Source organism: Bradyrhizobium sp. SPXBL-04 (assembly GCF_051853035.1).
In the GTDB taxonomy this organism is placed as follows: Bacteria; Pseudomonadota; Alphaproteobacteria; order Rhizobiales; family Xanthobacteraceae; genus Bradyrhizobium; species Bradyrhizobium zhanjiangense.
The window spans coordinates 4,953,599-4,966,132 of the sequence record NZ_CP182472.1; the positions used below are offsets into that span (position 1 = coordinate 4,953,599).

8 protein-coding genes and 1 pseudogene are annotated in these 12,534 nt (G+C 63.8%); 5 read left to right on the forward strand and 4 right to left on the reverse strand.

Features of this window, described 5'->3' with window-relative positions:
* Nucleotides 1–106: 106 nt before the first annotated feature.
* Both ACNJX8_RS23570 and ppx read left to right on the forward strand, forming a co-directional pair.
* Entirely contained in the window at nt 107–2,299 is a 2,193-nt protein-coding gene (locus tag ACNJX8_RS23570) for an RNA degradosome polyphosphate kinase (RefSeq protein ID WP_164935063.1), read from the forward strand.
* 15 nt (nt 2,300–2,314) lie between these two features.
* Entirely contained in the window at nt 2,315–3,817 is a 1,503-nt protein-coding gene (gene ppx, locus ACNJX8_RS23575; RefSeq protein WP_128934243.1) for an exopolyphosphatase, read from the forward strand.
* A gap of 45 nt (nt 3,818–3,862) precedes the next feature.
* Here ppx and ACNJX8_RS23580 read toward each other — a convergent pair whose 3' ends face one another.
* Complete coding sequence (locus tag ACNJX8_RS23580; protein ID WP_439356909.1) at nt 3,863–4,420, reverse strand: hypothetical protein; 558 nt, start codon at nt 4,418–4,420, stop codon at nt 3,863–3,865.
* Between the two features lie 65 nt (nt 4,421–4,485).
* Here ACNJX8_RS23580 and ACNJX8_RS23585 point away from each other — a divergent pair, with 65 nt between their 5' ends.
* The 3 genes from ACNJX8_RS23585 to ACNJX8_RS23595 are packed head-to-tail and all read left to right on the forward strand — an operon-like array spanning nt 4,486 to nt 8,999.
* Nucleotides 4,486–5,619: an efflux RND transporter periplasmic adaptor subunit gene (locus tag ACNJX8_RS23585; protein ID WP_439356910.1), complete on the forward strand. Its 1,134-nt coding sequence runs from the start codon at nt 4,486–4,488 to the stop codon at nt 5,617–5,619.
* Nucleotides 5,620–8,691, forward strand: a complete 3,072-nt coding sequence (locus tag ACNJX8_RS23590; RefSeq protein ID WP_439356911.1) for an efflux RND transporter permease subunit — start codon at nt 5,620–5,622, stop codon at nt 8,689–8,691.
* On the forward strand, nt 8,688–8,999 hold the full coding sequence (locus tag ACNJX8_RS23595; RefSeq protein WP_439356912.1) for a DUF3240 family protein: 312 nt from the start codon (nt 8,688–8,690) through the stop codon (nt 8,997–8,999). Before ACNJX8_RS23590 ends, ACNJX8_RS23595 begins: the two co-directional genes overlap by 4 nt.
* Nucleotides 9,000–9,006: 7 nt before the next feature.
* On the opposite strand, the gene ACNJX8_RS23600 is transcribed toward ACNJX8_RS23595, so the two are convergent.
* The 3 genes and pseudogenes from ACNJX8_RS23600 to ACNJX8_RS23610 form a co-directional block, all read right to left on the reverse strand.
* Nucleotides 9,007–9,543 (reverse strand): TonB-dependent receptor domain-containing protein, encoded by a 537-nt coding sequence (locus tag ACNJX8_RS23600; protein ID WP_439356913.1) that lies wholly within the window; start codon nt 9,541–9,543, stop codon nt 9,007–9,009.
* Nucleotides 9,544–9,650: 107 nt separating this feature from the next.
* Nucleotides 9,651–11,348, reverse strand: a pseudogene (locus tag ACNJX8_RS23605) (TonB-dependent receptor); the annotation flags it as partial.
* Nucleotides 11,349–11,640: 292 nt separating this feature from the next.
* Entirely contained in the window at nt 11,641–12,501 is an 861-nt protein-coding gene (locus ACNJX8_RS23610; protein WP_091892872.1) for a TerC family protein, read from the reverse strand.
* Nucleotides 12,502–12,534: the final 33 nt, after the last annotated feature.

The following is a 12,534-nucleotide window of genomic DNA, read 5'->3' on the forward strand; positions in this document are numbered from 1 at the left end:
AGCGGCGGAACATCAATGTCATCGAAACGTCATCGCTCTAACACATGCTCCCGCCGGTTTTGCGCGTAAGTCGCAAATTGGGGTGAACTGGATGGATCGACTTCTCATGGACTCTGCGCAAGCCCTTGAAATCAAAGAAAAAGCTCCGGAAACCGAGGGCCTGCCGGCGATCGCTTCCAGCCCCGAGCGATTCATCAACCGGGAGCTGTCCTGGCTGCATTTCAATCGCCGCGTCCTGGAGGAATCGGTCAATCCCAGCCACCCCATGCTGGAGCGGGTGCGATTCCTGTCGATTTCAGCGAATAACCTCGACGAGTTCTTCATGGTCCGCGTGGCCGGCATCAAGGCCCAGGTGCGCGAGGGCATCGCCGAGCGCGCCCCCGATGGCCTGACGCCGTCCGAACAACTTGCGCTGATCAACCGCACCGTCTCCGAGCTTGCCTCCGACCAGCAGGCGATCTGGCGCGACCTGCGCGGCACGCTCGCCGATGTCGGCATCGTGCTGGTTGAGGGCAAGGACGTCACCAAGGCGGAGCGGAGCTGGATCGAGGACTACTTCCTCAACAACGTGTTCCCGCTGCTGACGCCGCTCGCAATCGATCCGGCCCACCCCTTCCCGTTCATTCCAAGCCTCGGCTTCACCATTGCGCTCCAGCTCACGCGCGCCGCCGACGGCAAGCAGATGAACGCGCTGATCCGCATGCCCGGCAAGATCGATCGCTTCATCCGCCTACCAGCCGAGGGCAAGGCCGTCCGGCTGATTTCGCTGGAACAGGCGACCGCCCTGTTCATCAACCGCCTCTTCCCCGGATACAATTTGCACGGCCAGGGCGCCTTCCGAATCATCCGCGACTCCGAGCTCGAAATCGAGGAAGAAGCGGAAGACCTGGTCCGCCTGTTCGAGACCGCGCTGAAGCGTCGCCGCCGCGGCTCGGTGATCCGGCTCGAGATCGACGCCAAAATGCCCGAGGAATTGCGGAGCTTCGTGCAGCACGCATTGTCGGCCGCCGATGACGAGGTGTTCCTGGTCGACGGCGTGCTCGCCATGAACGAGCTTTCGCAGCTCACCCGCATCGACCGTCCCGACCTCGAATTCACCCCTTACGTGCCGCGCCATCCCGAGCGGGTGCGCGAGCATGCCGGCGACATCTTCGCTGCGATCCGGCAGAAGGACCTCATCGTCCATCACCCCTACGAATCCTTCGACGTGGTGGTGCAGTTCCTGCAGCAGGCCGCGCGCGACCCAGATGTTGTCGCGATCAAGCAGACGCTCTACCGCACCTCGCAGAACTCACCGATCGTGCGTGCACTGGCCGAGGCCGCCGAGGCCGGCAAGTCGGTCACCGCGCTGATCGAGCTGAAGGCGCGATTCGACGAAGAGGCCAACATCCGCTGGGCACGCGACCTCGAACGCGCCGGCGTGCAAGTCGTCTACGGCTTCCTCGAACTGAAGACGCATGCAAAGCTCTCGATGGTGGTGCGCCGCGAGGGCGGCAGCCTCACGACCTACGTCCATACCGGCACCGGCAACTATCACTCGGTGACCGCGCGCATCTACACCGACCTCTCCTACTTCACCTCGGATCCGACCATCGGCCGAGACGCGGCGCGCGTGTTCAATTTCATCACTGGCTATGCCGCGCCGAGCGATCTGGAGAAGATGGCGGTGTCGCCATTGACCTTGCGCAAGCGCATCATCGAGCACATCCAGGGCGAGACCGCGCATGCACGGCACGGCCGGCACGGCGCGGTCTGGATGAAGATGAATGCGCTTGTCGACCCCGACATCATCGACGCGCTCTACGAGGCCTCGCAGGCCGGCGTCCAGGTCGAGTTGGTGGTGCGCGGCATCTGCTGCCTCAGGCCCGGAATTCCCGGCCTGTCGGAGAACATCCGCGTCAAGTCGATCATCGGACGCTTCCTGGAACACGGCCGAATCTACTGCTTCGGCATGGGCCAAGGCCTGCCGAGTGCGAAAGCGGCTGTGTATATCTCCTCGGCCGATATGATGCCGCGCAACCTCGACCGCCGCGTCGAGGTGCTGTGTCCGCTGCAAAATCCCACGGTGCATCAGCAGGTTCTCGAACAGATCATGGTCGCGAATCTGAAGGACAATGAGCAGAGTTGGCAATTGTTGCCGGACGGGTCCTCAACGCGTATGAAGGCCGCGAAGGGCGAGGAGCCTTTCAACGTCCACAACTACTTCATGACAAATCCGAGTCTGTCTGGCCGTGGAAAGTCGCTCAAAGAATCCTCGCCGCGCCGTCTCACGCGCCGGAACGAACGTCACCAATCCTGATCCCGGATTCTCGACGTGAAGCAGCCGCGCAAGCGCGGCGCGAGCGTCGCGGTCATCGACATCGGTTCCAACTCGGTCCGCCTCGTCGTCTACGAGGCGCTGGCGCGCAGCCTCATTCCAATCTTCAACGAGAAGACGCTGTGCGGCCTCGGACGCGAGGTGCAGAGCACGGGCCTGCTCGCGCCCGACGCCGTCGACAAGGCGCTGACCTCCCTCAAGCGTTTTCGCGCGCTGTGCCGCGTGATGCAGGTCGGGCGCGTGTTCGCGATTGCGACCGCCGCCTGCCGCGACGCCTCCAACGGCCCCGACTTCATCGCGAAGGCCGAGCGCATCTGCGCCGTGAAGATCGAGATCCTGTCGGGCCAGCGCGAAGCGCGGCTGTCGGCGCTCGGCGTGATCTCCGGCATCCATCATCCCGACGGCATCGTCGGCGATCTCGGCGGCGGCTCGCTCGAGCTGATCGACGTGCGCGGAAACAGCGTGCGCAGCGGCGTGACGCTGCCGCTCGGTGGCCTCGCGCTCCAGGACCTCGCGCACAAATCGCTCAAGCGCGCCGACCGCATCGTGCGCGATGCGCTCGACGAGGTGCCGCAGCTTTCCGCGGGCAGCGGCCGCACCTTCTACGCGGTCGGCGGCACCTGGCGCGCGCTCGCGCGCATCCACATCATCCAGAGCGGCTATCCGCTCCAGGTGATGCACGGCTATTCGATTCCGGCGGCCGAGGCGCTCGACTTCTCGCGGCGCCTGCGCCGGCTTGCGGCCGCCGACATGCTTGCCGACATCGAGATCGTCGCTGATGCGCGCCGCCCGCTCCTCACCTATGCGGCACTGGTGCTCGAGCACATCATTCGGGTGGCGAAGCCGAAAACCATCGTGTTCTCGACCTTCGGCGTGCGCGAGGGCCTGCTGCACGAGAAGCTGCCGGATTCCGAACGCAACGAGGACGGGCTGATCTGCGCCGCAGAGGAGCTAAACCAGCTGCTGTCGCGTTCGGCGAAGCACGCCCGCGAGCTGATCGCCTGGACCGACCGCCTCGCGCGCGTCGTGAAGCTGCGCGAGACAGAAGCGGACCGCCGCCTGCGCCACACCGCGTGCTTGCTCTCCGACATCGGCTGGCGCGTGCATCCTGATCATCGTGGCGAGCAGACGCTGAGCCTCGTCGTCAACGGCAATTTCGGCGCGATCACCCATACCGAGCGCGCCTTCGTCGGCCTGTCGGTGTTCTATCGCTACGCGGGCCTGAGCGAGGAAAACCAGCCGCCGGCCACCATGCAGAGCCTGCTGACGCCGGCGCAGCTCGAACGTGCACGCCTCTTGGGAGCAGCGTTCCGCGTCGCGCACCTGATCTCGGCGGCGCGGCCGGGTGTGCTGCCCGCCACGCATTTCCGCAATCAAGGCCGCAAGCTGATGCTGGTGTTCGAGCACCGCCTCGTCGATCTCGTCGCCGACCGCGTCGGCAGCCGCTTCCGCCAACTCGCCCGCCTGATCAACCGCGCCGGTTCGATCGTGCGGCGGTGAGGCACGCGAGATCAAACGCGGATAGTTGCCGGTCCGCACCGACCTCTACTTCGCGACGAAGCGGCTTCCGTTCCAGCGCAATGTCCGGCTGCGTCCTTTCACATCCATGAGTTCGACGAAAGCCTGATTGTTGGCAGACGACAGGCGGACGTCGTAAGCGTGCACGGCGAGCACCCGACGGTATCGACCGGCTGTCGCGACATACACCTGGTGCAGGCAGCCCGCGGAATTGCAGAGAACGACGCCGCTGCGGCAGCGAAAATCGTCGAAATGCAGAGCGACGAACTCGGCGCCTGGCACGGTCAAATAGAGAGCAAAATGTTGAGCGGCAGCTATTGAGCCCCCGCAGGCAGCATCCCATTTCCGCACGTCTGCGCGGATTTCGGCTGGGAGCATGTCGAGGTGCGCGGGGCTCCAGGGATCTTGCGCGGTCCCGCTATGGGCAAGCGCTGGCTGCGCAAGAGCAACCGAGGCAATGACAGCGCTTAGCAGCGTGCAAGTGAGTTTGCTCAAGTTCACGACTATGCTCCTGGCGATCAGCACCAGCGATCGATTCCGGCCCTTCAAAATATGCTCGGCAGTCGAGCCGCGCTTGATGCACATCAACTCACCGGGTTCGCGCTGGCGGTAGCAAGCTACAACACGCGGCGTTTCGGGCCATATCCATCATGCAATTCCACCATTGGATATTCCTTCCGAGCCTTGCTCGGAGCGCGCGTGCCCGCGCTCTCCTGGCGCTTGCACTGAGCTTGTGGCCTTCGGCGCCGAACGCCCAGGACGAGCTGAAGCTGAGCGATGCGCAGGCGCGGAATCTCGGCGTGCGCGTGACCCACCCGGTCGCGATCCGAACCGATCTGACGCTGCCCTACCCCGTCCAGATCGTCATCCCCACGCAGCAAATGTGGGTCGTCAGCGCGCCCGTGGCCGGCATGGTCGCCAATCTCCTCGTCGGGCGCGGTGACCGCGCCTCTGCCGGTCAGCCGCTGGTCACCCTGGAAAGTCCAAGTTTCGTCTCTCAGCAACGCGACTATTTGCACGCGATCGCACAGGAGCTTCTCGCCAGCCAGCAGCTCAAGCGGAACATCGATCTGTTCGAGGGCAAGGCCGTGCCGCAGCGTGTGCTGGAAGCCAGCCAGACCGAAGCGCGCCAAGCCGCTCTCGTGGTCGCCGAGCGGCGACAGATGCTGCATCTGAGCGGGATGTCCGACGATGCCATTTCTCGGCTAGCCCAGGAAGCGGCAATCAGCGCGACGCTCACGGTCAACGCACCGCAAACCGCATCCGTGGTCGAGATCACGGTATCGCCAGGGCAGCGGCTGGAACAATCTGCGCCGCTCGTCAAGCTGGCGCGACTCTCACCGCTCTGGGCGGAGATCGCGGTTCCTGCAGCCAATATTCGAGCAATCCGCACCGGCGCGAAAGTCGAGATCGAGGGCTATCCTACCCCCGGCAAGGTCGTGCTGGTCTCCGAAACCATCGACCCTGCCACTCAGACCATTTTGGTTCGCGCGGAAATCCCTAACGACGGAGAGCTGCATCCCGGTCAGACCGCCGCTGCCCGCATCGGCTTTCTCTCCGCCGACGAAAGCGCGTGGGAGATTCCCTACTCTGGGCTGGTGCGGCGGGGCGAACAGACCTCGGTGTTCGCTGCCATAGCCGGCGGCTTCCGGCTGGTCCCGGTCAAGCTGGTTGCGGAAGATCAGGACCATGTGGTGGTGTCCGGTCCCATCACGAACCAGGACCAGATCGCGATCGGCGGTATCTCGGCGCTTCGCGGCATTCTCTCGGGACTGGGGCAATAGATGCTCCGGCGCCTGGTCGCGTTCGCCCTTTCGCAGCGACTGTTCGTCCTGCTGAGTGTGTTGCTGCTGGTCGGTGCCGGCGCCGTCCTCCTGCACGGCCTGCCGATCGACGCGTTTCCCGACGTCTCACCGGTTCAGGTCAAGATCATCATGAAGGCGCCGGGCCTGACGCCCGAAGAGGTCGAGCAACACATCACGGTCCCCGTCGAGCTCGAACTGCTTGGATTGCCGAACAAGAAGGTCCTTCGTTCGACCACGAAATATGCACTGGCCGACATTACCGTCGATTTCGAGGACGGTACTGACATCTACTGGGCGCGCAACCAGGTATCGGAGCGGCTATTGAACATCGCGCGTGTTTTCCCAGACGGGGTGAGCGGAGGTCTTGCGCCGATCACGAGCCCCCTCGGCGAGATGTTTATGTTCACGATCGACAGTCCCGAGCTTTCGCTCGCCGAGCGCCGGACTTTGCTTGATTGGGTGATCCGTCCCGCGCTGCGGACGGTCACCGGCGTTGCGGACGTCAATGCGCTCGGCGGCTACGTCCGCGCCTTCGAGATCGTGCCGCGGAATGATGCGCTCGCCGCGCGCGGCATTTCCTACGACCTGTTTCGCCGCGCCATCGAAGCCAACAGTCGCAATGACGGCGCCGGACGGGTGAACCAGGGCGAGGACAGCTCCTTGGTTCGGATCGAGGGCAGCATCCGATCGATCGGGGACATCAAGGCCATCGTCGTCGACACCCGCGAGGGCGTGCCGATCCTGGTCAACGACGTGGCGAGCGTCAAAGTCGGGACGCTGACCCGCTATGGCGCAGTCACGTCGGACGGCAGCGGCGAGACCGTCGAGGGGCTCGTCCTCGGCTTGCGCGGCGCCAACGCCGGTCAGCTCGTCCGCGACGTGCGCACCCGGCTCGCCGAGTTGCAGCCCTCGCTGCCGAAGAGCGTCTCCATCAACGTGTTTTATGACCGCAGCCGCCTGGTCAACCGCGCGGTCGGCACCGTGGTGCGAGCGCTCGGCGAGGCCACCGCCCTCGTCATCGTTCTCCTGTTGCTTTTCCTCGGCAACTGGCGGGCCTCGCTGGTGATCGCGCTCACCCTGCCACTGGCCATCGTCATCGCATTGATCGTCATGCGCGTGGCGGGGATGTCGGCCAACCTGATGAGCCTCGGCGGACTTGCGATCGCGATCGGCATGCTGATCGACGCGCTGGTCGTCGTGGTCGAGAACATCGTCGGCAACCTCGGCAAGGACGAACCGAGCAAAGCTGCTCCGCTGATCCACCTGGTGTACCGTTCAGTTGGCGAAGTCCTGGAACCGGTCGCCTCAGGCGTCCTCATCATCATCATCGTGTTCATACCCCTGCTGACGCTGCAGGGATTGGAGGGGAAGCTATTCATCCCGGTCGCGCTGGCCATCATCTTCGCACTCGCCGGTTCACTGCTGCTGGCGCTCACCGTGGTCCCGGTCATGGCTTCCTATGTGCTGACGTCCGCCTCACATCGCGACCCCATTCTGGTCCGTGCGGCTCAACGGGTCTACGCGCCTGCATTGAACTGGGCCCTGAAGAATGAGCGCAAGGTGATGGCTGCGGCACTGATCGGCCTGCTCGCTGCGGGATTCGCCTATGCCAAGCTCGGCAAGACCTTCATGCCAACGATGGACGAAGGCGACGTCATTGTGAGCATAGAGACGTTGCCTTCCGTCAACCTCGACGAGTCGCTTGCGATGAATGCGCGGCTCCAGAAAGCACTTCTGGCCGTGCCGGACATTGCCGGCATCGTCGCGCGGACCGGGTCGGACGAGCTTGGCCTCGATCCCATGGGACCTAACCAGACCGACACGTTCCTCGTGCTCAAGCCGGCCGCCGAGAGGCAGACCGGCAATCGGGAAGCCCTGCTGCAGAAGCTCCGCGAGGTTCTGACCGGCTTTCCCGGCATCTCGCTCAGCTTTACCCAACCCATCGACATGCGCGTGCAGGAGATGATCAGCGGCGTGCGTGGCGACGTCGCAGTCAAGATCTTCGGCCCCGACATCGCCAGGCTGAACGAAGCCGCGGCCAAGCTGTCTGCCATCCTGTCCAGCATCGACGGTGCCGAGGACGTCTACACCACGCTGAACGAAGGCGCTCAATATTACACGGTTGCGGTCAATCGCATGGAGGCCGGCCGCCTCGGCCTGACCGTGGATTCCATCGTCAACTCGCTCCGTACCCAGATCGAGGGCCGAACGATCGGGACGGCGCTCGAGGAGGGACGGCGCACGCCGATTCTCGTCCGCGGCAGCGAGACGACCCGGGAGGCGCCGACGCTGCTGGCAAGCCTGCCGCTGACGCTCGCTTCCGGACAGCATGTCGCGCTGTCGCAGGTCGCGCGAATCCAGCGCGTGGATGGGCCGGTGAAGATCGACCGCGAAGATGGCGCGCGCATGAGTGTCGTTCGTGCCAACATCCGGGGCCGCGACATGGTCGGTTTCGTCGAAGCGGCCCGCCAGAAGGTTGCGAACGAACTTCCGCTCCCGAACGGCTACCGGCTGACGTGGGGCGGCCAGTTCGAGAACCAGCAACGCGCCGCCGCACGCCTGTCCATCGTGGTCCCGGTCGCGATCGGTCTCATCTTCCTGCTGCTCTTCACCACATTCGGCGCCATTGGGCAGGCCTTGCTGGTGCTGGTCAACATTCCCTTCTCCCTGATCGGGGGCGTCTTCGCCCTGGTCCTGACGGGTGAGTACCTCTCGGTGCCGGCCTCGGTCGGATTCATCGCGCTGCTCGGCATCGCGGTCCTCAATGGCATCGTCCTGGTGTCTTACTTCAATCAACTCCGCTCCCATGGCCTCAGCGAGGATCGTATCGTCGTCGAGGGTGCCATGCGCAGGCTTCGACCGGTGCTGATGACTGCGAGCATCACGGCGCTTGGCTTGATCCCGCTTCTGTTCGCGTCCGGGCCAGGATCCGAAGTGCAGCGACCGCTTGCGGTCGTCGTGATCGGAGGGCTGTTGTCCTCCACCCTGCTCACTCTGATTCTCCTGCCGATCCTGTATCGCCGCTACGCAACGTCGAAGGGGGCGAAATGACCGATCAGCCGGTCTGTCTCATACTGATTGTGCCGCGTCAGCTCCGCGACGAGGTGCTCGACTATCTCACCGAACAGAGCGACCTCGTTTCGGGCTTCACGGCATCGGACGGAGCCGGTCACGGCGCAGACGTTCGATTGCAGACGGCCGCCGAACGCGTAAAGGGCCATGCGGATCAGACCGCCGTGCAGATGATCCTGGCAGAGAGAAACGCCAGCAGCTTGCTTGACCGGCTGCAAGTTTCATTTGCCGGAACCAAACTCGTCTATTGGACGATGCCCGTGACGGAATTCGGCACGATCGATTGAAACCACCTCAAAAATCCGTCGACATCGACAATAGCAGGGTTCGCGGCGTGCCTTGCGCCAATGCGGAGAAGCTCGCCACGCCAGCCCAGTAATTGGTATCGAACACGTTCTGGACCAGGGCCCGGAGCGTGACGGGCCGGTTGTTGATGCGCGTGGTATAGCGCGCACCTAGATCGAGCCTGGTCCAGGCCGGAATAACTTGCGTGTTGGCCCCATCCAGATATTGGTGCCCGGTATAGATGGTGTTTGCGACCAGCGTCAGTCCGGGTGCGAACGGCGTGTCCCATTCGGCGGACAGATTGGCTTGCACCTGAGGCACACCGATCGGTGTCTTGCCGAGATTGGCTAGCGTGCTCGTCTTCGTCAGCTCCGCGTCGATCAACGTCACGCCGCCAAGCACGCGAATGCCCGGCTGCACTTCTCCAAACACGGTGAATTCCACGCCGCGATTGCGCTGTTCCGCGTCGGCTCGGAAGACCTTGTCGGCACCCAGCTGTGCCGACGGCTTGGTGATCTCGAACAGGCTGATCGTGGTCGCGAGCATGCCGAAATCGACCTTGACGCCTGCGGCGCCAAGACCTCTCCTTGATTGCTCGCCGTCGTCGGTGCGATGTCGCCCTTGCTGAGCCCTTCGATGTAGTTGGCGTACAGCGAAACGTTGCTCCAGGGCTTGACGACCACGCCGACCATCGGCGTGAGCGCCGTCTGGTCGTAGGCGGACGTAACGGCGCCCGTGGTGGTGTTGTAGTTGTTCGACTTGACGCCCTGTTGCCTGACGCCCACGGTCAGCTGAAGGCGCTCCTGGAAAACCGACATGGTGTCGGCCAGCGCAAGGCCGGTCAGCTCGGTATCCGACAGCTTCGGTACAGTCGCGGGAGCCGGAACGAGCTGCTCGGGACGAGCGATCGGCGCATAGATGTTGGACAACACCGGCGTCCCGGATACAGAGCCCCGCGAGATCTGATCCGTGTAGTAGCTGCCCTGGAAGGTCACGGCGTGACTGATCGCAGCTGTTTCGAGCCGGGCACGCACACCGGCGTCGGCCACGTTCCTGTCGATATCAAATTTGAAATGCCCCGGCGTCGAAGTCGTGTTGCCTGCCGCGTTCAGGATCGTCGGCGTCCCAAACAGACGGTCGACCTGGGTCCTGCCGCCACCGCCGTCGGCGAACACCGTCACGGTGTCCGTCACATCGTATTCGGCTCGCCCCAGCAGCGAGTTGTCGTGAACCTTGGCCCATTCCCAGGCCTGCGTGACATTGCGCTGCCCGACCGGCGCTGTCGGAACCGCGACGCCTGTTGCGACCAGAAACGGCCTCGTGGGCGCGTCGAACTTTTCCTCCTGATCGATGAAGTCGAGCGAAGCTCTGAACTTCTCGCCGCGATAGTCGAACGCCGCGGCGCCGACATGCGCCTCCCGGGTCTGGTTGTCCAGCGGTGTATCGCCATTGTGATAGCCGCCGTTGACGCGAATGCCGAATTCGCGGTTCTCGCCGAACCGGCGGCTTACGTCGAGATGCGTGCCGAGCTGGGTGTTTGTCGCGTAGTCGCTCGTGACCCGCGCGAGATCGATATCCCCAGCACGCTTTGGAACGATGTTGATGGTGCCCCCGACGCTGCTGTTTGGCGCCATGCCGTAAAGCAGCGCTGTCGGGCCTTTGATGATTTCGATGCGCTCGACGTAATCGGTGAACACCCGGTAGTTCGGTGCAACGCCATAGACGCCATTGAAGGCAATTTCTCCGACATTCCCCTCCCCGATCGGAAAGCCGCGGATGAAGAAGGAGTCGAGAATGCCACCGGTCTGACCGGTAAAACGGACCGAAGGGTCGTTGCTGACGACGTCGGCGACCGTGGTGGCCTGTTGATCTTCAATCTTCTTCGCCGTGTAGCTCGTGATGTTGAACGGCGTATCCATGAAATCCTTGTTGCCCAGCAAGCCGACCTGGCCGCCGCGGGCGACTTGCCCGCCCGCGTAGGACGGCGGAAGTGCGCCCGGCCTCGCAGCCGTGGGGGTTGCTTCCGCTTGCAACTTGGCCCGCTCGTTCGCAGGCGCGCTACGGCCAGCCCTTCGGCCTGGATTGGAGCGTGGACGTGCGCGCGGCTTCGGCGCATCTGCGGTGACGGTCACCGCCGGCAACGTGCTGCCCCGCTCCGTCTCCGGCACAGCGCTTTGCGCAACAGTGCCGTGCAGAAGACCATCGCTGAACAAGGCAATGGAGACCACGGAGACCGCGAAGGCTCTCGGGATGGAGCACATCAGAAACGTTTTGATGCGAGCGGCAAGAGCAGCAACAGGACGGCAAATCACTCTCGACGGCATCGCACCAGCTTCCGATTTCATGAACATGAACGTCGGAGGGACGTGCCGTGGGAACCTTCGTTGAGTCAACGAAAGCACCCTTTATTTTCAATAGTTTATAATAAGACAACCTCTAAATCGCGCGTCGGCTGCGAAGGAAGAGTCATCGCACGCAACGCCCAAGCGCGCTGCGTGCGACCGCGCAGCGCAAGGTCTGCGGCGAACACAATGCGCGCCGGTTGTACGAACGCGATGATGGAAACTCGGCTCATGCGCTGAGCCGATCGGTGCTCACCTCTCATCGCTGGAGGGAAAAGCAAGACCGATCAGAGCGTCGAAGTTACTTCGCCGAGGCCTTGGCGTGCCCCTCGGAGGATTCGAGCGCGGCCGCGCTCAGGCTGCGCCGGCGCCAGATGGTGCCGACGACCAGTACGACAACGACGCCGAGCGCGGCGCAGAAATATTCGCCGCCTCCGCCGCCATGGGCGAACTGCGGCGGGATGCGAAGTGCGCCGAGCACGCTGTCCAGCGAGGCGCCGAGCGGGCCGTCGAACAGCATGTGCAGCTTCGGTGCGACGCCGGGATCGGTCGCAATCACCTCGCCCGCGATCCAGCCGAGCAGCGCCGCGCCAGCCCAGACCAGGACCGGCAGCTTTGCGAGCAGCGCCATGATCAGCGCGGCACCAGCGACGATCAGCGGCACGCTGATGGCGAGGCCAAGGATCAACAGCGGTACGCTGCCATTGGCGGCAGCAGCCACCGCAATGACGTTGTCCAGGCTCATGACGATGTCGGCGACCACGACGATCTGGACAGCCTGCAACAGATGCGAGGCGGACTCGACGTCGTCCTCGTCCTCGTTTTCGGGCACCAGCAGTTTTGCCGCGATCACGATCAGCGCGAGACCGCCGACGAGCTTGAGGTATGGCAGCCCCATCAGGCTCGCGACGATGCCGGTGAAGATGATCCGCAGTATCACCGCGGCGCCCGCGCCGAAGATCATGCCCCACAGCCGGTGCCGCGGCTTGAGGCCGCGGCAGGCGAGCGCAATCACCAGCGCGTTGTCGCCGGAGAGCAGGATGTTGATCCAGATGATCTTGCCGACCGCGATCCAGAAGGTCGGTTCAGCCATCTCGTTGCGAAACTGGGTGAAGAACGCCCCGATCGTCGCGGGATCGAAGATCTGCCAGAGCCAGTTCACAATACGTCCTTTCGCCCCGTCGTCCTAACTTAT